Origin of the sequence: Micromonospora sp. LA-10 (assembly GCF_051853095.1) — a bacterium.
Taxonomy (GTDB): Bacteria; Actinomycetota; Actinomycetes; order Mycobacteriales; family Micromonosporaceae; genus Micromonospora; species Micromonospora echinospora_A.
Map to the genome: position 1 here is coordinate 3011528 of NZ_CP195710.1, position 20807 is coordinate 3032334.

Genomic DNA, 20807 nt, shown 5'->3' on the forward strand with positions numbered 1-20807 from the left:
TTACGAATTCGTTTCCTGGCAGGACTAGTGCCACAAGACAAGCATCACCGAATAATGAGACACCCTTGACCCGTCCCGGAGGACAGATGGCCCGCCTGCGCGTTCGACCCGTTCGGCGGGCCGCGCTCCGCCGTACCCTCGCGCTGCTGGCGCCCGCGCTGGTCGCGGCGTTGGTAGCGGTGGCGCCGGCCGGTGCGACGGCCGCCGCCGGGGGTCCGGCCGCGCCGGCCCGGGTGGTCGAGCCCGGCGATCCGGCCGGCGAGCCGACCGAACCGGTCCCCACCGCGGACCCGGCGACCAGTTCGCCGGCTCCGCCGCCCACCGAGGCGCCGCCGCCGCCGAGCACGCCTCCGCCGCCGGTCACCACCGCGCCCGCTCCGCCGGTCAGCAGCGCGCCCGCCGAGCCGGCGCCGACCACCGCGGCCCCGGGCACCACCGCGCCGCCGCCGGTCGTGCCGCCCGTCCAGCCTCCGCCGCCGCCCTCGGCCCAGCCGCCCGGCGGGCCGCTCGGGGTACGGGTGAACACCGAGGACGTGGTGCTCACGCCCGACTACTGGAATGCGGACAGCACGGTGACCACGCTGCGGGTGACCGTGACGAACACCGGCGGGCGGGCGGAGCGGATCACCCTCGGCTACACGCTGCCGCCCGGGCTGACCGACGCGGGCACGCCGGGCTGCCAGTCGACCGGCGGCGGCAACCACCGCTGCGTCGGGTGGGACGCCGAGCCGGGCGCGCGGTTCAGCGCGACCATCCGGGTACGGGTCGACGGCGACGCCTGGCGCACCATGCCGCTGACCGGTTCCGTGCAGGTCACCGCCGTCGCGCCCGGGGTCAGCGGAGCGGCGTACGACGACGAGGGCTTCCCGGTGCTCTTTCCGCCCGGGCCCCCGGTGCCCGGGATCTCGCTGCGCGCCGACGAGGTGCTGTTCGACATCAGCGGCGCGCCCAGCACGCTCACCGTCCGGCTCGGCAACACCGGCGCGGTCGACGCCGCGGGCCGCATCGAGGTGCTCCTGCCGGCCGGCGTGACTGTCGGCGACACCGGCAACGGCTGCGCCGCGGTGACCGCCGACCGGACCCGGTGCGAGCTGGGCGTCCTGCCGGCCGGCCGGACCGCGACCCTGCGGTTGACGCTCGCCGCGTCGGCCGAGGCGCAGCGCCGGGCCCCGCTGGCCGGCGCGGTGATCGGCCGGCTGGAGCCGCGCAGCGGGCGGGACCGGCAGGTGCAGATGAGCTTCCGGATCAGCGCCGCCGCGGCGGACGCCACCCCGCCGGTGGGCGCGCCGGGTCCGACCGCCTCGCAGGGCGTGCTCGCCGCGGGCGGCGGGCCGGCCGACGACGACGCCTCGATCCGGCGGACCGCGATCGCGCTGATCGCCGTGTCCGGCCTCCTGGTCGTGCTCGCGCTGACGCTGGCGACCCGTTCGCTGCGCCGCCGCAGCGACATCACGGTGCCGGAGCCGCCGGTCACCGACAGGTGATCATGGATGTGTGGTGATCTGGGTTACGGACCCAGGTACTAAACCCTGCAAAGCGGGGCATACAGCGGCCCGAACCAGTCCCATACGTCGGACCTCGACCAAGGTGGCCCTAACGTGGCGACGTAGGCTCTGACGTGAGAATCGGAGCGGGCCGGGCCGGCAGGGGCGACGGCGCTCAGCGAAGCGAGGTGCGGGTGTGACCAAGCAGATCCGTCAACTGGACCGGGTGGTCATCCGGTTCGCCGGGGACTCCGGCGACGGCATGCAGCTCACCGGCGACCGGTTCACGTCGGAGACGGCGCAGCTGGGCAACGACATCTCCACGTTGCCCAACTTCCCCGCCGAGATCCGCGCGCCCGCCGGCACCCTCCCCGGAGTGTCGAGCTTCCAGGTGCACTTCGCCGACTACGACATCCTGACCCCGGGTGACGCGCCGAACGTGCTGGTGGCGATGAACCCGGCCGCGCTGAAGGCCAACCTGGCCGACCTGCCGCGCGGGGCGGACATCATCGTCAACACCGACGAGTTCACCCGGCGCAACCTGGCCAAGGTCGGCTACGCGACCAGCCCGCTGGACGACGACTCGCTCGCCGGGTACGCCGTGCACCCGGTGGCGCTCACCTCGATGACGATCGGCGCGCTGGCCGAGCACGACGTCTCCAAGAAGGACGCCGAGCGGGCCAAGAACATGTTCGCGCTCGGGCTGCTGAGCTGGATGTACTCCCGCCCGTACGAGTCCACGCTGCGCTTCCTGGAGCGCAAGTTCGCGGCCCGCCCCGAGCTGGTCGCGGCGAACGTGGCCGCGTTCCGGGCCGGCTGGAACTTCGGCGAGACCACCGAGGACTTCTCCGTCCGGTACGAGGTCAAGCCGGCGAAGATGCTGCCCGGCACCTACCGCAACATCACCGGCAACGCGGCGCTGTCGCTGGGCCTGGTGGCCGCCGGAGTGCGTTCCGGGCTGCCGGTGTTCCTCGGCGCGTACCCGATCACGCCGGCCTCGGACATCCTGCACGAGCTGAGCAAGCACAAGAAGTTCGGCGTGGTCACCATGCAGGCCGAGGACGAGATCGCCGCGGTCGGTGCCGCGCTCGGGGCGTCGTACGGCGGCTCGCTCGGCGTCACCACGACGAGCGGTCCCGGTGTGGCGCTGAAGAGCGAGACGATCTCCCTGGCGGTGGCGCTGGAGCTGCCGCTGGTCATCGTCGACGTGCAGCGGGCCGGGCCGTCCACCGGCATGCCCACCAAGACCGAGCAGGCCGACCTGAACATGGCCCTGTACGGCCGGCACGGCGAGGCGCCGGTCGCGGTGATCGCGCCGAAGTCGCCGTCGGACTGCTTCCACGCGGCGCTGGAGGCGGCCCGGATCGCGCTGACCTACCGCACGCCGGTGATCCTGCTGTCGGACAACTACGTCGCCAACGGCTCCGAGCCGTGGCTGCTGCCGGACGTGGAGTCGCTGCCCGACCTGCGGGTCGAGTTCGCCACGAAGCCCAACGGCGAGGACGGCACCACGTTCCTGCCCTACCTGCGGGACCCGCAGACGCTGGCCCGTCCGTGGGCGGTGCCCGGCACCGCCGGCCTGGAGCACCGGATCGGCGGTCTGGAGAAGGCCGACAAGACCGGCGACATCTCGTACGACCCGGCCAACCACGACTTCATGGTGCGGACCCGGGCGGCCCGGATCGAGACCATCCCGGTGCCGGACATCGAGGTGGAGGACCCGGACGGCGACGCCCGGGTGCTGGTGCTCGGCTGGGGCTCGACGTACGGCCCGATCGGCGCGGCCTGCCGTGGCCTGCGCCAGCGCGGGCTCTCGGTGGCCCAGGCGCACCTGCGGCACCTGGCCCCGATGCCGGCCAACCTCGGCGAGGTGCTGGCGCGGTACGACAAGGTGGTCGTCCCGGAGATGAACCTCGGCCAGCTCGCGCACGTCATCCGGGCGCGCTACCTGGTCGACGCGATCGGCTACAACCAGGTCCGCGGCCTGCCGTTCACCGCCGCCGAGCTGGAGACGATGCTGGAAGAGGTCCTGAAGAATGTCTGAGCCCGTCGCCCTCAAGCTCACCGCCAAGGACTTCAAGTCCGACCAGGAGGTGCGCTGGTGCCCCGGCTGCGGCGACTACGCCATCCTGGCGGCCGTGCAGGGCTTCATGCCGGAGCTGAACATCCCCCGGGAGAACATCGTCTTCGTCTCGGGCATCGGCTGCTCGTCGCGCTTCCCGTACTACATGAACACGTACGGGATGCACTCGATCCACGGCCGCGCCCCGGCGATCGCCACCGGCCTGTCGGTGTCCCGGCCGGACCTGTCGGTCTGGGTGGTCACCGGTGACGGCGACGCGCTCTCCATCGGCGGCAACCACCTGATCCACGCGCTGCGCCGCAACGTGAACCTGAAGATCCTGCTGTTCAACAACCGGATCTACGGGTTGACCAAGGGCCAGTACTCGCCGACCTCCGAGGTCGGCAAGATCACCAAGTCGACGCCGGTCGGCTCGGCGGACGCCCCGTTCAACCCGCTGTCGCTGGCGCTCGGCGCCGAGGCCACGTTCGTGGCCCGGACGATCGACTCGGACCGCAAGCACCTCCAGTCGGTGCTGCGGGCCGCCGCCCAGCACGAGGGCTCGGCGTTCGTGGAGATCTACCAGAACTGCAACATCTTCAACGACGGCGCGTTCGACCCGCTGAAGGAGCCGGCCACCCGGGACGACTTCCTGATCCGGCTGGAGCACGGGCAGCCGATCACGTTCGGCAAGGACGGGCAGTTCTGCGTCGTGCACCCGCCGGGTGGCTTCGGCCTGGAGGTCCGGGAGACCGCGAACACCCCGGCCGAGGAGATCGTCGTGCACGACGCGGGCGTCGCCGACCCGGCGTACGCGTTCGCGCTGTCCCGGCTGCCCGGCCTCGACCTGAGCAACACCCCGATCGGGGTGTTCCGTTCGGTGGGCCGCCCCTCGTACGACAGCGTGGTGCAGGAGCAGGTCGCGGCCGCCAAGGCCACCGTCGACAAGACCCCGGAGCAGCAGCTCGCCGCGCTGCTCGGCAGCGGCGACACCTGGACGATCCTCTGATCCGCCGCTGACCCGTCATGCGAGAGGGCGGGCCGCTCCCCCGTGGAGCGGCCCGCCCTTCGCCTGTGACGCAGCCCGGTCAGGCGGCCGCCGAGGCGGGCACCCACAGCTCGTCGACGGCCCGCTCGGCGGCGGCGAGGCTCTGCTCGAACAGCGGGATCAGCTCGGCCATCGCCGGGTTGACCGGCGCCAGGGTCAGCTCGGCGCAGATGAACCGCGGCTCCAGGCCGGTCAGCGACAGGCCGTGCGGCAGCCACGGCTCGGCGTGGTCCCAGCCCTCCCGGGGCGTGCCCGCGCCGTACCCGCCGCCGCGGCTGACCAGGACGACGAACTGGCGGTCGCCGAGCAGCCCGGCGTTCGTCACCGGGTCGTAGGCGATGCCGGGGGCGATCAGGTGGTCGACCCAGGACTTCACGCTGCTGGGGGCGCCGTAGTTGTAGAGCGGGAGCCCGAGCAGGACCGTGTCGGCCTGCTTCACCTCGGCCACGACCTCCTCGGTCAGCCGCCAGGACGCCGCCTGCTCGGGGGTGTGCTGATCCGGCGGCACCATGCGCGCGAGACCGCTCGCGGCGTCCAGGTGCGGCAGCGGGTTCTGGCCCAGGTCGCGGTAGGTGACGGTGCCGTCCGGGTGGGCGGCGCGCCAGGCGGCGGCGGCACGGGCGGTGAGCCGCCGGCTGATCGACCGCTCCCCGGTGATGCTGGAGTCGATGTGCAGTAGGTGTGCCATTGGTGGTTTCTCCTCCGACGATCGTTCGTGTAGGACCAACTATTTATAGCAGGTCGATGTTCCGCGGACCGCGTAGACTGGGTCACATGTCCGCCGCACAGGTCGAGGAGTCCGAGCGCCGCTCCGGGCCCCTGCTCGATCACCTGGCCCGGCGGATGCGGCTGCGCTCGGAGTCGGTGCTGGCCCCGCTGGGCCTGCGCCCCCGCCACCTGGTGGCGCTCACCGTGCTGCGCGACTCCGGCGGGATCAGCCAGCAGGCGCTGGCCGGCACGCTCCAGCTCGACAGCACGAACGTGGTCGGGCTGCTCAACGACCTGGAGTCGGACGGTCTGGCCGAGCGCCGCCGCTCACCGGAGGACCGTCGCCGGCACGAGGTACGCCTCACCGAGGCGGGCACGCAGCGACTGCGCGAGGCGGAGTGCGCGCTCGCCGGAGCCGAGGAGGAGGTCCTCGGCGCGCTGGCGCCCGGCGAGCGGGACATGCTCTACGACCTGCTGCGACGGGCCACCCAGGGCCGGTCGTCGACCTGCGGCGAAGTGCTCGCGGAAGGCGGCCCGGGCGCCTGCTGAGCATTCGCGCTCAGCCGGGGCCGGTCAGAGCGCGGTGGTGGCCTGCGGGCGGTCGTCCCGGACGTGGACCAGCATGTCGCCGGTCTCGATCACGGCGGCGGCACGATCGTTGAGCGTGACCACCTTGCCCCGGCGGACCAGCGCGATGACGAGCGATTCCAGCTCACGCGGCGAACGCCCCACCTCGGCGCGCTCGGCCGACCGCATCGCCAGCGCCATGCCCTGACCCGGGGTGAGCAGGTCCTCCACCACGTCGATCAGGGGCGGGGCCGAAGTGGAGAGGCCGAGCAGCCGCCCGGCCGTGGCCGACGAGACGATCACGTGGTGCGCGCCGCTCTGCTTGAGCAGCGGCGCGTTCTCCGCCTCGCGTACCGCCGCGATGATCCGCACCTGGCCGGCGGTGAGCTGCCGGACGGTGAGCGCCACCAGCACCGAGGCGTCGTCGCTGTCGGTCGCGATGATGACCGCCTTCGCGGTACGCACGTGCGCCTGCTCAAGCACCGACGAGCGGGTCGCCGAGCCCTCGATCGTCACCAGGCCGTTCGAGGTGGCCTGCCGCAGCGCCGGCCCACTGCGCTCGACCACCACGATCCTGGCCTTGTCCGTACCGTTCTCCAGCAGGGCGGTGACCGCGCTGCGGCCCTTGGTGCCGTAGCCGCAGATGATGACGTGGTCCTTCACGGTTCTCCTCCACCGCGACAGGCGACGCCCGGTGCGGTACTGCTCGGTCAGGACTTCCAGGGTGGTGCCGACCAGGATGATCAGGAAGAGCACCCGGGCGGGGGTGACGAACAGGACGTTTGCCAGGCGCGCCGACGGACTGACCGGCGTGATGTCGCCGTACCCGGTGGTGGAGAGCGAGACCACCACGTAGTAGAAGCAGTCGAGCAGGGTCAGGCCGCTCTCGTCGACGTCGCGGTAGCCGTCGCGGTCGAGCCACACCACGAACACCGTGGCGAAGACCAGGCCGAGGGCGGCGAGCAGGCGCAGACTCAGCGCGCTCAGTGGCCCCCGCCGTTGCGCGGGAAAATGGATCACCGTCGGTCCCGCTCCGCCACCGTCGCCTGCACGCCCTCAAGATAGCGGGTACGCCCCGAGCCGGCTGCCTGGGCCGCAGGCCCACCCCGGGGCCGCCATCGGTAAGGATCTCGTCACATTCATCGACGCGCCTGCGGGTGAGACTGATGACTCACCGATCGTGACGAGGGGGCGTCGGATGCGTACAGGCGCGGCAGTGACAGCGTTGGCAGTGGTGCTCGGGATGGTCGTCTCCGGGGCGCCGCCCGCGACTGCCGGGCGGCCCGGGGACCGGCCGCCGGGGACGGCCCGGCCCACCCGGCCGAAGCCCACGGTCCTCCCGTCGCCGACCATCTCTCCGCGACCGACCGTGCCGCCGACGCCGACGCCCACGCCGACCGCCACCGGGGCGCCGACCGCCTCACCGTCGCCCACGGGTACGCCGACCGCCACCACGCCGGCGCCGATGCCGACGGCGAAGCGGACCGTCGAGCTGCTGCCGACACTCGGCGGGGGCAGCTCGGCGGCGGACGTCAACAGCGCCGGCGTGGTGGTCGGGTCGGCGCAGGTGGCCGGCGGCTACTGGCACGCGGTGCGCTGGGTGGACGGACGGATCGAGGATCTGGGGACGCTCGGCGGGCCGAACAGCCTGGCCCAGGCGATCGACGAGCGGGGACGCATCGTCGGCACCGCCCAGGCGGCCGACGGCAGCAGCCATGCCGTGGCCTGGGTGGACGGGAAGATCCAGGATCTCGGCCTGACCGGGGGCATCTTCTCCATCGCGTACGACACGGCGGGTGACCGGGTGGTCGGCGTCTACCACGTCACCGACAGCTTCTCCGGGCGGCGGCCGTTCGTCCGGACCGGGAACACCGAGATCACCATCGACGCGCCGCCCGGCGCGAGCGCGCTCGCGGTGAACGAGGCCGGTACCGTCGCGGGCACCTACGGATACAAGGACTGGACCGACCCGCCCTTCGTCAACCAGGCATTCGTCTGGCGCGACGGCGTCCTGCGGTCGCTGGGCACCCTGGGCGGGCCCACGAGCGACGCGAACGGCATCAACGACCTCGGTCAGGTGGTCGGCACCAGCTGGACCGCCGACGGCCAGTTCGCCGCCTTCTTCTGGGACGGTACGACGATGCGCCGGCTGGCCACCTCGTCGCCCTCCCCGACGGCGCAGGCCGTGAACGACTCGGGTCTGGTGATCGGCACCGACGGCACCGCGAACCGGGCGATGATCTGGCCCTCACCCACCGCCGAATCCCAGCTGCTGCCCATGCCGGACGGAGCCGTGAGCAGCATCGCGATCAATGTCAACGACGCCGGAGTAATCGTCGGTCAGACGTACTTCACCTCGCCGAGCTGGCACTCCCGCGCGGTCGTCTGGCGATGATCCACCCCTGCCCGGTCGGCACACGGGGGCCGACCGGGCAGGTGCCGGGCGCGTGGGCGGGGCATGATGGGAACATCCGGGACGGCGACCGCGAGGAGGCCGGCATGTCGTTGCTGCGACGCGTGATCGGCGGGGTGCTCCGGCGCATCCGCCTGCGCCAGGGCCGCACGCTGCGCGAGGTGGCCCAGGCCGCCGGCGTCTCCCTCCCCTATCTGTCCGAGGTCGAACGTGGGCGCAAGGAGGCCTCCTCCGAGGTGCTGGCCGCGATCTGCCGCGCGCTCGGGATCCACCTCGCCGACCTGCTCGAAGAGGCACGCGACGAGCTGCGCCGCGAGCGGCCGACGCCGGTCGGCCCCGGGATCTCGGCGGCCCGGTTCGACCGGGTGCCGGTCGCGCGCACCGGGCCGCAGGCGCGGGTCGGTCCGCCGAGGCTGTCCGTCACCCGCCGGCCGGCCGTGCCACCCCGGCTGCCCGTGTCCCGCCGGCCCGCCGTCTCGCTCCGGCCGCACATCGCCCGTCGGCCGGTCACCGCCACGCCGCTGCTCGGCGGCGCGCTGCGGCCCTTCGGCCTGGGGCCGGCGCCGCTCGGTGCGCCCCTCGACGCCGCCACGCCGATCGGGTTCGGTGGCGGCATCCGGATCTGGCCGGCTCCCTCCGCCCCGACCGCCCGCCCCCGTCCGCGTACCTCCGTCACGGTGGCCCGGCGGCGGGCTCGCGCCGGCCGGCGGCGGCCGGTCGCCGCGTAGCTTCTGCCGAGGGCGGATCTGCCCCGGGCAGAAAGCCTGGGCCGCGACCGTGCGCCCGGCGGACGCTGGAGACCGCGGGTTCCCGGGCGGTCCACCGCCCACCGGCGGTACGGAGGTGCGCGGCGATGGGTGGCATCTGGATGCTCGACGATCGGCAGCCGGCGTTCGACGACCGGGTCTTCGAACGGCTGCTGAAGGAACGGATCATCTTCCTCGGCACCGAGGTCACCGAGGCGTCGGCGAATCAGATCTGCGCGCAGATCCTGCTCCTCGCGGCCGAGGACCCGGAGCGGGACATCTTCCTCTACATCAACTCGCCCGGCGGCTCGGTGAGCGCCGGCATGGCCGTCTACGACACCATGCGGTACGTCAAGAACGACGTGGCGACGTTGGCGCTCGGGATCGCCGGCTCGATGGGGCAGTTCCTGCTCTGCGCCGGGGCGGTCGGCAAGCGGTTCGCGCTGCCGCACACGCGGATCCTGATGCACCAGCCCTCCGGCGGGATGGGCGGCACGGCCTCCGACATCACCATCCAGGCCGAGAACATGCTGCACGTGAAGCGGACCATGCAGGAACTCATCGCCCGGCACAGCGGGCGCACGCTGGAGGAGATCCAGCGCGACTGGGACCGCGACCGCTGGTTCACCGCCGAGGAGGCCCGCGAGTACGGCCTGATCGACCAGGTGCTCTCCCGCGTCGACCAGCTCGCCGGGTGAGCCGGGACGGCCCGGCCGGATCACCGGCCGGGCCGCCCGACGCCGGTCAGGGGTAGCTGACCACGGTGCTGGTGCCGTACGAGCCGACGACCGGGGTGCCGACGTCGTTGATCGTGCGCTCGATCCCGCCGCTGCCGTCGAGGAACACGGTGATCGCGTCGTGGAACCGCACCCCGGCCCGGCGCGGCGCCTCGATCCCCCGGTCGCAGCGGATGTCCACGCCCTGGTTGAAGTACGAGTAGACGCCCAGCCCCCACGCCTCGTGCGTGCGGACGTGGTCGGCCACCTTGTACGAGGCCCAGCCGTTGCCGGTCGGGCTGCGCCAGGCCGCCTGGCTCGGCGGGTCGTAGGGCAGCTCGCTCTGGTAGAACACGGTCCGGCCGCGCTCGCCGTTCCAGATGGTCTGCCAGCGCTGGTAGTGCTCGACGAACAGCCCGTACGCGGTCACGTCGTCGCCGTTGACGATCACGCCGGTGGCAGCGGTGTTCACGGTCCAGCCGATCGTGCCGGCCCGGCCGTGGTCGCCGCGCCAGGCCCAGATGTTGTCGATCAGCGTGTGCCGGCTGTGCACCACCAGGCTGGTCACCGCCCGCCCCGCGTACGGGCCGCCGATGCGGAAGAAGACGTCCTGGAGCGAGATCGGGTTCGTGGCGTGCGACCGGTGGCAGTGCCGGGTACCGACCTCGACCAGCACCGGCGACTCGACCGGCCCGGCGTCCACCAGCACTCCGGCGATGCGGACCCCGTCCACGTCCTCGATCCGCAGCGCCGCGTCCCCGCGGTCCGGCACCAGGCTCGGCATGCCGAGGCCGAGCACCACGGTGTCCGGGCGGCGTACCCGCAGGGCCCGGTCCAGGTGGTAGACGCCGGGGGTGAGCAGCAGGTGCCGGCCGCGGGCGAGTTCCGCGTTGATCCGCTTGGCCGAGTCGGTGGGCCGGGCCAGGAAGAACGCGGACAGCGGCAGCGACGGCACCGGCGCGCCGCCGGCGGCCCAGGTGGTGCCGGCGGTGTCGCGGCGCAGGCGCGGTACGGCGACCCGCCAGGCACCCCGGGCGTCGACGAACAGGTACGGCTTCTCCCGGGTGACCGGGCTGGTCGGCAGCGTGGTGTACGGCGGATCGGGGAAGCCCTGTGCGGGCGCGCCGATGACGCCGGAGAACACCTGGTTCCACACGCCGTTTGTCCACTCGCCGCCGAGTTCGCTGTCCCGGGTGAGCCACTGCTGCTGGGAGCCGTTGATGGTGATGCCGTCCACCTTGGAGTCGGCGATGTAGCCGCCGCTGGAGTAGCCGCCGTTGCCGGGTTCCAGCCACAGCACGCCCTTGACGTGCACCCGCCGCATCGGTGACGCCTGCGAGACGGCCCACTGATTCGACCAGTCCGTCGGGGTGACAGCGAGGTTCTCCGCCGAACGCCAGAAGTTGGTCAGCGCGGAGATGCCCGCGGGCGAGTTCGGGTCGGGCTGGCCGACCACCCGCACCGCGCCGTGGATCTCCACGTCGTCCGGGTGGGCGCCGAGACCGGCGACAGTGGTGTAGTAGCCGAGCCGGGCGTCCACCTCGTAGCGGCCGGGCTTGAACAGCACGGCGTACCTGTCGAAGCCCATCTCGTTGCGTTCCTGCGCGGTGAAGAGCCGGTCCAGCGTGGACTGGATTTCCTCGACCGGCGTGTCCTGGTCGTACACGAAGACGTTCGGGCCGAAGTCGGGCTCGCGGGCGGGACGCGCGGCCGGGGACGCGGCGGCGGCGCCGGCCGGGAGGCCGAGGGCGGTGAGCGACGCCGCGGAGGCGGTGAGCGTGAGGAAGCGGCGGCGGGAGGGGTCGGGTGATCTCATCTGCCTGCCTGTTCGGTGATGGGACGGGAGAGCGCTCTCTCGGCTGTTCCTACCTCATCACCGTCGATACCGCCAGAGCCCGCCGGTTCCGGAACCGGCGGGCTCTGCTGCGGGTCGTGCTCAGGCGCGCCCGGCGCGCTGCTTCACCAGGTCGTCGACGAGCCGCTCCACGTAGTCGGCGGTGTCCTCCCACCGGGTGACCGCGTGGCAGCGGATGTCCATGGCCTTGACCGGGTAGTCGTTGCCACCCACGTCGAGCCGGTCACCCACGAAGAGCACGTTGTCGATGGTCAGGTCCAGGTGCTCCAGCAGCTTGCGCATGCCGTACGCCTTGTCCACGCCCTTGCGGGTGACGTCGATCGAGGTCGAGCCGCCACCGCGAACCTCCAGGTCGGGCAGCTTCGCCGCGACCGCGTCCCGCAGCCGCCGCTTCTTGTCGCCGTCCGGGTCCCAGCCGTACTTCTCCGCCGGCGGGGCGGACTGGCCCAGCGCGGAAAACGTGATCTGGCTGCCCCGGTCCTCGATGATGTCGCCCCAGGTCTTCTCCTCCCACAGACCCAGCGCCTGCGCCGACTCGGTGAGCGCGGTGACGACACGCGCCTTGTCGGCCTCGCTCAGGTCCTCGGCGTAGACCTGCCGCCAGTCCCCGTCGGACCAGCGGTAGTACCGGGTGCCGCAGGTGGGCATCAGGTGCAGCCGATCGCGCTGCTCCTCGGTGAGGTCGAGGTGGGCGAGCACCTGCGACTGGAACTGCTCGAACCGACCACCGGAGATGATGAGTACGTCCACCTCGGTGAGCAGGTGGCCGAGCAGCTCCGCCATTCGACGATCGATCTGGGACTTGGAAATCGCCAGGGTGTCGTCCAGGTCGAACGCCACCACTCGAAGATCGTTCACGAATACCTCATGTCGTCGCGGACAGGCCAGAACTAGCAGGGTACCGACGCACCCTGGCGCCGACCTTGAGGGCCCGACCCGGAGGGGATCGCCGTGCGGCGCGGCCCTCCTGACGGAGCGTAACAGCGGCTCCGGCGCGCGCGGCGGGCTTCCACCGGCCGGCGCGGGCGCGGCCGACGTGCCCGCCGGATCGTCGGGTCACCCGCGGAGCCGTTGACGACATCGCCACCCATCGATAGCCTCCGGTCGTCAATTACTTTCATCGATGGAGGACGTCCGGTGAAATTTCTTCTGACGCGGCGCACGTTCGCCGCCCTCGCGGCTACCGCGCTGCTCGCCGGCACGACGGCAGGGGCGCCCGCCGCGGCCGCGCCCGGCAGCGACTTTTCCACCCTGGCGAGCTCGTCCACCTTCCCGCTGGCCGACCCGGACACGCTGCTGGCGAAGGACGGCTCCTACGTCACCTACGGCACCACGGTCGGCGCCGGGACCGGCGCGCGCTGCGGCGCGACCGGCCGGCTGTACGTACCCGTCCTCGTCCACGGCTCCGGCAGCAGCGTCGGCATGGCCGACTGCGCCTCGCACGACGCGCTGCCGTCCGGTCCGGGCGCCTGGGCCGAGCCCGGCGGCGCGGTCTGGGCCCCCGGAGTCGCCCGCTTCGGCAACCGGTTCTTCATGTTCTACACCGCCTCCCGCAAGGGCTCCGGGCAGAAATGCATCGGACGGGCCATCTCCGACAGCGCCCGCGGCCCCTTCCAGAACCAGGGCGAATGGGCCTGTCCGGACGCCGGCCGGTGGGCCCTCGACGCCAACCCCTTCGTGGCCGGCGGGAACCTGTACGTCACCTACCGGGACGACGCCATCGCCAGCGGGGCCGAGACCGGCATCTCCACCGTCCGCACCGACGGTGAGGGCCGCGCGATCTGGGACACCCGCCGGGACATGCTCAAGAGCACCGACATCACCTGGGACACCGCCAAGACCAGCGGCGGTACGCACGTCGTCGAGAACCCGGCGATGTGGAAGGCCGCCGACGGCGACTGGTACCTGATGTACTCGGGCAACAACTGGGACAGCGCGCGCTACTCCACCGGCATCGCCCGCTGCGGCGCCACTCCCCTGCCCGGCTCCCGCTGCACCCCCATTCGCGAAGGCGTGTCCCGGCCCTTCTTCGGCTACACCGGCAGCGCCGGACTCAACCCGATCCGCGACCTGCCCGGCAACCACCAGGGCCCCGGCGGGATGGACGTCTTCGACGCCGCCGACGGCACCGAGCGCGTGGTGTGGCACTGGTGGAACGGCTCCACCCGCTTCCCGATGACCGGCGTCCTGACCCGCCCTTCGTCCGGCTTCCTCGTCTCGTAGTCCGTCGGACACATGGTGATTCATATGAACCCGGTCAGCAGACGACAGGCACTCGGCCTCGCGGGCGGCGTCGCGCTCGCCGGCACGCTGGGCTTCCCCACACCCGCCGGGGCGGCGACCGCGTGGCGGAACCTCGGCGTCGTCACCGCCAACATCGGTCGCGCGAACCTCGACCAGCGCAAGGCCGCGATCACCGCGGTCCGCAACGCCCTCGACATGACCGGCCCCGCGGACCGTCCGCTCGTCGGCTGGCAGGAGATCGGCGGGGGTGACGGCGACACGAAGGAGAAGGGCTGGATCAACGACCTGTTCGGCGAGCACTACCGCAACGTGCACCTCAACGACGGCGGGCACTACGTGCCGATCTCCGTGCCGAAGGTGTACGACGTGCTCGACAAGCGCGTCACACCCGTACACGAAGGTCTGGCTGGCGTCTCGGTGAACCGCGTCATCTCCGAGGTCCTGCTGGGCGCGAACGACGACGCGGCGCTTCAGTTCGCGTTCCTCAACACGCACTTCGTGGCCGGCGCGTTCAACGGCCAGGAAGATCCGCACGAGGCGTGGCGCCGGGCCAAGTGGGCGCTCCACTTCGACGTCCTCCGGGAGCGGATCTCCAGTTGGCAGGCCCGCGGCTTCCCGGTGATCTGGACCGGCGACACCAACCGCAACCCGATGCCGAAGCTGTTCCCCGCGAAGGAGACGCGCGCCTTCGACGCCGGCATCGACCAGATCGGCTGGCTCCAGGGGTCGAACGGGGTGGAGATCCAGCTGCGCAACCGCAAGACGGTGCCCATGCACGTCGACGGCCACGACGCCCGCGTGGCGGTGCTCCAGCTCCGCCGCGCCTGACCACACGCCTGCTCACCGTAAGCTTCTGGCTGGTCACGTTCGGTAGAACTGGTTCACGGAAAATTGCATTTGGCAAGAGATGGCACCGAAATTTTCTCGATGCGATGCATCTGCTTGTCAGGTACCCGACAGTGAATTGCCCACTCTTGTGCTAGCTGTTCGCCGGGAGGATGCTCGAATCGTCGAACGGCACTGCGTCGCCTCACACAGAGGGCGGCGCCCGGCTGCCACCGGACGCCGCATTCGACTCCACCGCTGCAACGGAAGGAGTCACGTTGACTGTAATCCCTCACGGGTCAGACTTCGAGACACCAGAGGACGAGGAAGAAACCGTTGCCGAGCCGACCGACCGGCACCGGCTCATCCTGGCGTACATCAAGACGCTCAGTCCGATCATCGCCGCCATCGTCGCCTGCATCGGGACGCTGGTGGCAGCGCTGGTCCGCTGACCCGCCGGCCCCGCGCCCGAGCTCCGGCCGGACGCGGGGCCGTCCCGTCCCCGCCTCGTCGTCGGTGCGCTCGCTTCGCCGGCGCCGGTTCGTCGTCCAATGTCACCGGTTGGCCGCGTCGCCGGCCATTGTCACCGGCGGGCTGCGTCGCCGGCCGGCAGTGGCCGGGACCTGACCTCCGCCAGGATCAGGACCACCAGGAGCGCCACGAACAGCACCGCCGACCCGGCCACCAGCGGATTGACGTAACCGGGCACCAGGTCGGGGCCGCACGTGGTGTCGCGCAGAGGCCACATGCTCGACGAACCGTCAGCCGATGCGCCGGCGCGGTGGTCGTAGCCTTCCGGTCGCCGCAGCATGCAGCCGTCGTCGGGGTCCAGCAGCCCGAAGGTGGTCGCCGCCAATCCGCGACCGTAGGCGGCGGCAGCGGTGAACGCCGCACCGGCGGCCAGAAACCATCCCGCCCGCCTCAGCGCCGATGCCCTGCCCAGGATGTCCGGGTCGCGACGGAGCGCAAGCGCGCCGATCACCACGAACACGAGGCCGGCGGCCGCGAACACCGGCCAGGCCAGGGCGAGCAGCGCAAGCGCGAGGAAGACGAGAGCCATTGACGTGCAACCTACCGTTCCAGGCGTCGTCGCACGGGCCTCGGTCACCTCGCCGGAATGTCGGCGAGCGCAACTCTTGTCGCGCGTCGTCCGGCTCGAACTTGACCATGTGCGCGTCGGCTATCCGGCCGCCCACCTCACCTGGCGCCTCGCGACGGGCCCTGTCGCCTTGCTCGCCTGTGGCAGGGAAGAGGTCGCCCACTCGCCGCTGGAAACCCGGATGAGCACGTGAACCCAGACGGCCCAACAGCGGCCGACCAGAGTGTGGCCCGCTGCCCCCCCCCCCCCCCCCCCCCCCCCGCCAGGACTAGAACCCGCGACGAACGGTCGGGGAATGAGTGAATGCAGGCGCCTCCGGCAGGCTTTCACCTGCTTCCGCACTCACCGGAAACGATTTCGAGACGAGCACTTTGCGCGCCCTCTGCATAGTGGATGCTGCCGTCCCCTCAGGAAACGAAGTGACGTACGGCAATCGCAGCCACATGTCCCGCTCCGGCTAACTCATGCAGCAGAACGTGTCAGCGGTCGGCCGACATTCCACCAGCAACGGCTGAGGAGATCATCGGCTGAAGCGGGGATGGTTATTGATGGTCCGTCTGAGCAGACTCGCCGTGTACACGGTTACGCACAGTCTCCCGAAGGGTCCTATCAGTGAGCTACAGCGCTCCGCCGCCACCCGGTTATCCAGCTATGCAGTCGCAGCAGCGTCCGAAGAAGCGGTCCGTGAAGGTCATCATCGGAGCGGTCGTCGGCGGCGTCTTGGTGCTCTGCTGCGGCGGAGTGACCATCGCTGCGGCAGTCGGCGGTGGCGACTCACCTCCCACAAGGAGCGCCGCCGCGGAGACGACCACCGCAGCGTCTGTCCCGGCAGAAAGCCCTGCAGCGCCGGCGGTGGAGATCACCACCGCAGCACCTACTACCGCAACACCCACCACCGCAGCTCCTACCACAGCAACACCGAAGCCGAAGCCGAAGGCCACCACCAAGGCGTCGTCCGAGCCGAAGGTGTCCGTAGAGCAGGAGAACGCCATCAGGGCCGCCTCCGATTACCTGCGATATCAAGCGTTCTCCCGCTCCGGCCTGATCAAGCAGTTGGAGTTCGAGGGCTACCCGAGGAAGATCGCAACCCAGGCCGTGGATTCTCTGAACGTTGACTACAGAAAACAGGCTGCCAAGACGGCGAAGGATTACCTCGACACCCAGGCGTTCTCCCGTTCAGGCCTGATCAAGCAGTTGGAATTCGAGGGGTACACGCACGCACAGGCCGTCTACGGTGTCGATCAGGTGATGTGAGAAGGGCATCCGGTGCCTGTTGCGGCTTCGTCCATGGCGGGTGGCGGGATCTAGCCCGACTGGCCGCACCACGTGCCATCGGCGGCCAGCCAGTGCTGATGGACGCCTTTCAACAATCGCAGGCATGACAGTCTCCATTTTTCGCTTTACCGCCCGCCGGTCACGAGTACGAGGCGCCGGGTGGCGCCGCCCACCTTCACGGTGCCGGTGGCGCCCGACCCGGTGCACGTCATCCCCGGTTACGCCGGCGGTCTTCCACTTCCGGAGCGGCGTCACCGTTACCCCGCGGGTGACCAGGTCTCGAAGCTCAGCGACCGGCACGACGGCTGAGCGACTTGTGTGCCGGGTCGGTGGGGGCCGGGCCTCATCGCCCCGGCCAGGTCATCGGGGCGCCTTCGGGGCGTGCGCCAAAGGTGATCGGGGGGAACTGATGCGGAGCGCTGCTTCCTCGCCTAAGCTCGTCCATATGCATCGATGTTGATCGATGGCGGGTGTTGGTGACCAGGGCTGTTCACTGGCACGCATTCACCGACCCCGATTGGAGTACCCGATGACCTGGCGTCCAACCATCGCCGCACTCACCGGCCTGTGCCTCGCACTCACCACCGCGCCAGGCCCCGTCGGAGCCGCGCCCGCACCCCCGACGCCTCGCCGCGCCCCTGATGTGAACGTTCACACCAACCCACTCGCCGGCCCACCCGGCGCGCCCCCCGGGGTCTGTCCGGGCGGCACCGGGTACGGCCCACCCCTGCCTGCCAGCTCCGTGTCCGCGACGAAGGTCCAGAGCGGGTTCTCGTTCCTCGAAGGACCGGTCTGGATCGCCGACGGCGGCTACCTGCTGATGTCCGACATGGCCGCGGGCACCGGGCCGAGCAACGTGCAGCCCTCCACGATCCGCCGGTTCACCCCGCCGGCGACCTTCGACACCTTCATCGCCGACGCCGGCAGCAACGGCCTGGCGCTCAGCCCCGACGCCCAGCAGATCATCGCTGCCACCCACGACCAGCGGAACGTCTCCGCATACCGGCTTAACGACCAGGCCCGCAGCACCGTCGCCGCCGGCTACCAGGGCCGGTCGTTCAACTCACCCAACGACGTCACGGTCCGTTCCGACGGCGTCGTCTACTTCACCGACCCCAACTTCCAGCGTGGCAACCGACCCGACCAGATGAGCGGACGTACCAGCGTCTTCCGCGTCTCTGGCGGCCAGGTGTCGCTGGTGGACGACCGGCTGCGGCAACCCAACGGCATAGCGCTCTCCCCGGACGGCAGCACGCTCTACGTGGGCGCCTACTTCGAGAACAAGATCTACAAGTACGTCGTCCAGCCCGACGGCAGCACCGGCGCCCGCAGCGTCTTCGTGAACTACCTCGGCGGTCCCGACGGGGTGACCGTCGACTGCGCCGGCAACGTGTACTGGGCCTCCGGCTCGGATGGGCTGATCCACGTCTACTCGCCCGCCGGCGCGCAGCTCGGCACGATCCGCTCCGGCGGCACCGGCACCACCAACGCTGCGTTCGGCGGACCCGACCGGCAGACCCTCTACATCACCTCCGGCCGAACGAACGACTCCGGCCTGTACAGCGTCCGACTCAACGTCCCCGGCTACCCGTACTGACCAAGAACCCCGGGAAGGAAAAGCACCGTGCGGATTATTCCTCACCAGCTCCGCCACCGCGTCCCGCTCGCTCTGCTGATCTGCGCCGGCACCATGCTGACCGGCGTACCCGCCAACGCCGCGCCGGCCGCACCGGCGACCGGCAGCCGGCCGGCGGCCGGGCTCGCCGCCGACACCAGCCCGCCCACCCGGCCGACCGGCCTGCGCAGCAGCCGGCTGACCTGCCAGTCCGTCACGCTCTCCTGGTACGCCTCGCGGGACAACGTCGGCGTCGCCTTCTACGACATCTACCACGACGGCCAGCTCGTCACCTCGGTCTCGGGACGGACGCTGACCGCCACGCTCAGCGTCGTGCAGGGTGTCACCTGGGGCTGGTACGTCAACGCCCGCGACGCCGCCGGCAACGTCTCGCAGGCCAGCTCCACGCTCTCGGTCACCCCGCCGTTCTGCCAGCAGGACACGTCTCCGCCCAGCACGCCGACCAACCTGGCTGCGACGGTCAACGGCACGGACGTGACCCTCACCTGGTCGGCCTCCACCGACAACGTCGCGGTCACCGGCTACACCATCCTGCGCAACGGTACGGCGGTCGGCTCCACCACCGGCACCGCCAGCAACCCGCCGGCGACCACGTTCACCGACACCGGACTGACGCCCGACACCGACTACCGGTACACGGTGACCGCCCGGGACGCCCAGGGCAATGTCTCGGCGGCGAGCGCCGCGGTCACCGCGCACACCGGCTCGGGCTGCACGAGCCCGATCTGCGGCGCCACGGCGATCACCACCGAGAAGGACCTGCCCTGGGGCCTGGTGCAACTGCCCGACGGCACGGTCCTCTACGGCCGGCGCGACCTGTTCGACATCGTCGCCATGAAGCCGGACGGCACCGACAAGCACAGCATCGGCACCGTGCCGAACGTGGCCGGCACCAACGGCGAGGGCGGCGTGCTCGGGCTGGCCGTCTCGGCCAACTTCACCACCGACCGCTGGCTGTACATCTACCACACCACCACGACCGACAACCGGATCGTGCGCATCCGCTACGACGGCACGCTGCAAACCGGCACCGAGCAGGTGCTCGTCACGGGAATCCCGCGCAACAAGTACCACAACGGCGGCCGGCTGCGCTTCGGCCCCGACGGCAAGCTCTACGCCGCCGCCGGCGACGGACAGAACCCGGACGTGGCCCAGGACACCAACAACCTGGGCGGCAAGGTGCTGCGGCTCAACCCCGACGGCACCGTGCCGGCGGACAACCCCTTCGGCAACTACGTGTGGAGCTACGGCCACCGCAACCCGCAGGGACTCGCCTTCGACTCCCAGGGCCGGCTCTTCGAGCAGGAGTTCGGCAACAACGTCATGGATGAGACCAACATCATCGTCAAGGGCGGCAACTACGGCTGGCCTGCCTGCGAGGGCACCTCCGGCAACTGCGCCAACCCGAACTACAGGGCCCCGATCCGGACGTACCCGGTGGCCGAGGCCTCGTGCAGCGGCATCGCGATCGTCCGGGACGTGCTCTACATCGCCTGCCTGCGTGGTAACCGGATGTACCGTGCGGAGATCAGCGGCAACACGCTCACCAACCTCCAGCAGTACTTCGTCGGAACGTACTTCCGGCTGCGCACCGTCGAACCGACCATCGACGGCAACCTGTGGCTGACCACGAGCACCGGCGGGGACAAGGACAGCATCCCGAACAACAGCAACGAGAAGATCCTCAAGGTGACCCTCGGTGGGGCGGCGTCCGGCCCCACGAGCTGAGGGCGAGCCGGGAATCCGGCACTGCCGGCCCTCGGAGGGTGTCCGCGTCGCGCGGGCACCCTCCGAGCGGTCCGGCCAGGGAACGAAATCCGTCGCCGCGTACTCGGCCAGGCCGCGCTGCTGGAACGGGTCCGCGGCGAGCCTGCGGTCGGGGTCTTCTGGAAGCGGCAGCGGAGGTTGCCTCATCTATATATCCACCGGTCGGACCCGCGGAATCCGGCGCGCACACATCGAGCGGTTTGGGGTCGCCGAGGACGGCCGGCTGTTCCAGAGTGAGCGGGGCAACGCCGTTGCGGCATCGACGTACTCGCGGGTCTGGGATGAGGCGCGTCGGCTGATGTTGGGGCCGCGCCAGGTTGACTATCCGCTCGCCGGTCGGCCATACGACCTGCGGCACGCCG

General features: G+C 71.1%; 19 protein-coding genes. 14 read left to right on the forward strand and 5 right to left on the reverse strand.

The window, feature by feature from the left end:
• The first annotated feature begins 86 nt into the window (after positions 1-86).
• The 3 genes from ACSDG8_RS14075 (at position 87) to ACSDG8_RS14085 (ending at position 4555) form a co-directional block, all read left to right on the forward strand.
• A complete protein-coding gene (locus tag ACSDG8_RS14075; RefSeq protein WP_210895656.1) occupies positions 87-1484 on the forward strand; it encodes a hypothetical protein in 1398 nt (465 codons plus the stop codon).
• A gap of 196 nt (positions 1485-1680) precedes the next feature.
• Positions 1681-3528 (forward strand): 2-oxoacid:acceptor oxidoreductase subunit alpha, encoded by a 1848-nt coding sequence (locus tag ACSDG8_RS14080; protein WP_210895657.1) that lies wholly within the window; start codon positions 1681-1683, stop codon positions 3526-3528.
• Positions 3521-4555: a 2-oxoacid:ferredoxin oxidoreductase subunit beta gene (locus ACSDG8_RS14085; protein WP_135243168.1), complete on the forward strand. Its 1035-nt coding sequence runs from the start codon at positions 3521-3523 to the stop codon at positions 4553-4555. Before ACSDG8_RS14080 ends, ACSDG8_RS14085 begins: the two co-directional genes overlap by 8 nt.
• Before the next feature lie 79 nt (positions 4556-4634).
• Here ACSDG8_RS14085 and ACSDG8_RS14090 read toward each other — a convergent pair whose 3' ends face one another.
• Positions 4635-5282, reverse strand: coding sequence for an FMN-dependent NADH-azoreductase (locus tag ACSDG8_RS14090; protein WP_210895658.1), 648 nt, complete (start codon positions 5280-5282; stop codon positions 4635-4637).
• Between the two features lie 86 nt (positions 5283-5368).
• Between ACSDG8_RS14090 and ACSDG8_RS14095 the strand changes: the two genes are divergently transcribed.
• A complete protein-coding gene (locus ACSDG8_RS14095; protein WP_439427947.1) occupies positions 5369-5851 on the forward strand; it encodes a MarR family winged helix-turn-helix transcriptional regulator in 483 nt (160 codons plus the stop codon).
• Positions 5852-5875: 24 nt separating this feature from the next.
• Here the strand turns inward: ACSDG8_RS14095 and ACSDG8_RS14100 are convergent, their stop codons facing one another.
• Positions 5876-6889, reverse strand: a complete 1014-nt coding sequence (locus tag ACSDG8_RS14100) for a potassium channel family protein (RefSeq protein WP_439427948.1) — start codon at positions 6887-6889, stop codon at positions 5876-5878.
• A gap of 196 nt (positions 6890-7085) precedes the next feature.
• Here ACSDG8_RS14100 and ACSDG8_RS14105 point away from each other — a divergent pair, with 196 nt between their 5' ends.
• From ACSDG8_RS14105 to ACSDG8_RS14115, 3 genes are all read left to right on the forward strand, one after another.
• The gene (locus tag ACSDG8_RS14105; protein WP_439427949.1) at positions 7086-8264 is read left to right on the forward strand and encodes a hypothetical protein; all 1179 of its coding nucleotides are present in this window, start codon (positions 7086-7088) and stop codon (positions 8262-8264) included.
• A 104-nt stretch (positions 8265-8368) separates the two neighbouring features.
• A complete protein-coding gene (locus ACSDG8_RS14110; protein WP_439427950.1) occupies positions 8369-9010 on the forward strand; it encodes a helix-turn-helix domain-containing protein in 642 nt (213 codons plus the stop codon).
• 125 nt (positions 9011-9135) lie between these two features.
• Positions 9136-9726, forward strand: coding sequence for a ClpP family protease (locus ACSDG8_RS14115; protein ID WP_030501061.1), 591 nt, complete (start codon positions 9136-9138; stop codon positions 9724-9726).
• Between the two features lie 46 nt (positions 9727-9772).
• On the opposite strand, the gene ACSDG8_RS14120 is transcribed toward ACSDG8_RS14115, so the two are convergent.
• Both ACSDG8_RS14120 and ACSDG8_RS14125 read right to left on the reverse strand, forming a co-directional pair.
• Positions 9773-11560 carry an adenylyl cyclase gene (locus tag ACSDG8_RS14120; RefSeq protein ID WP_210895663.1) on the reverse strand — a complete coding sequence of 596 codons (1788 nt, stop codon included), beginning with the start codon at positions 11558-11560 and terminating at the stop codon, positions 9773-9775.
• Between the two features lie 120 nt (positions 11561-11680).
• Positions 11681-12457 (reverse strand): HAD-IIB family hydrolase, encoded by a 777-nt coding sequence (locus ACSDG8_RS14125; protein ID WP_439427951.1) that lies wholly within the window; start codon positions 12455-12457, stop codon positions 11681-11683.
• Between the two features lie 279 nt (positions 12458-12736).
• On the opposite strand from ACSDG8_RS14125, the gene ACSDG8_RS14130 reads away from it, so the two are divergent.
• The 3 genes from ACSDG8_RS14130 to ACSDG8_RS14140 all read left to right on the forward strand — a co-directional run bounded on the left by ACSDG8_RS14130 (position 12737) and on the right by ACSDG8_RS14140 (position 15120).
• Entirely contained in the window at positions 12737-13822 is a 1086-nt protein-coding gene (locus ACSDG8_RS14130; protein ID WP_439427952.1) for a family 43 glycosylhydrolase, read from the forward strand.
• A gap of 24 nt (positions 13823-13846) precedes the next feature.
• Positions 13847-14671 carry a hypothetical protein gene (locus ACSDG8_RS14135; RefSeq protein WP_439427953.1) on the forward strand — a complete coding sequence of 275 codons (825 nt, stop codon included), beginning with the start codon at positions 13847-13849 and terminating at the stop codon, positions 14669-14671.
• Positions 14672-14946: 275 nt separating this feature from the next.
• The gene (locus tag ACSDG8_RS14140; protein WP_210895666.1) at positions 14947-15120 is read left to right on the forward strand and encodes a hypothetical protein; all 174 of its coding nucleotides are present in this window, start codon (positions 14947-14949) and stop codon (positions 15118-15120) included.
• 131 nt (positions 15121-15251) lie between these two features.
• On the opposite strand, the gene ACSDG8_RS14145 is transcribed toward ACSDG8_RS14140, so the two are convergent.
• Positions 15252-15728 carry a hypothetical protein gene (locus ACSDG8_RS14145; protein WP_439427954.1) on the reverse strand — a complete coding sequence of 159 codons (477 nt, stop codon included), beginning with the start codon at positions 15726-15728 and terminating at the stop codon, positions 15252-15254.
• 723 nt (positions 15729-16451) lie between these two features.
• On the opposite strand from ACSDG8_RS14145, the gene ACSDG8_RS14150 reads away from it, so the two are divergent.
• From ACSDG8_RS14150 to ACSDG8_RS14165, 4 genes are all read left to right on the forward strand, one after another.
• Positions 16452-17021 carry an Ltp family lipoprotein gene (locus ACSDG8_RS14150; protein ID WP_439427955.1) on the forward strand — a complete coding sequence of 190 codons (570 nt, stop codon included), beginning with the start codon at positions 16452-16454 and terminating at the stop codon, positions 17019-17021.
• Positions 17022-17201: 180 nt separating this feature from the next.
• The gene (locus tag ACSDG8_RS14155; RefSeq protein ID WP_210895669.1) at positions 17202-17351 is read left to right on the forward strand and encodes a hypothetical protein; all 150 of its coding nucleotides are present in this window, start codon (positions 17202-17204) and stop codon (positions 17349-17351) included.
• 433 nt (positions 17352-17784) lie between these two features.
• Positions 17785-18639 (forward strand): SMP-30/gluconolactonase/LRE family protein, encoded by an 855-nt coding sequence (locus ACSDG8_RS14160; protein WP_307856275.1) that lies wholly within the window; start codon positions 17785-17787, stop codon positions 18637-18639.
• A gap of 27 nt (positions 18640-18666) precedes the next feature.
• Positions 18667-20406, forward strand: a complete 1740-nt coding sequence (locus ACSDG8_RS14165; protein WP_307856276.1) for a PQQ-dependent sugar dehydrogenase — start codon at positions 18667-18669, stop codon at positions 20404-20406.
• Positions 20407-20807: the final 401 nt, after the last annotated feature.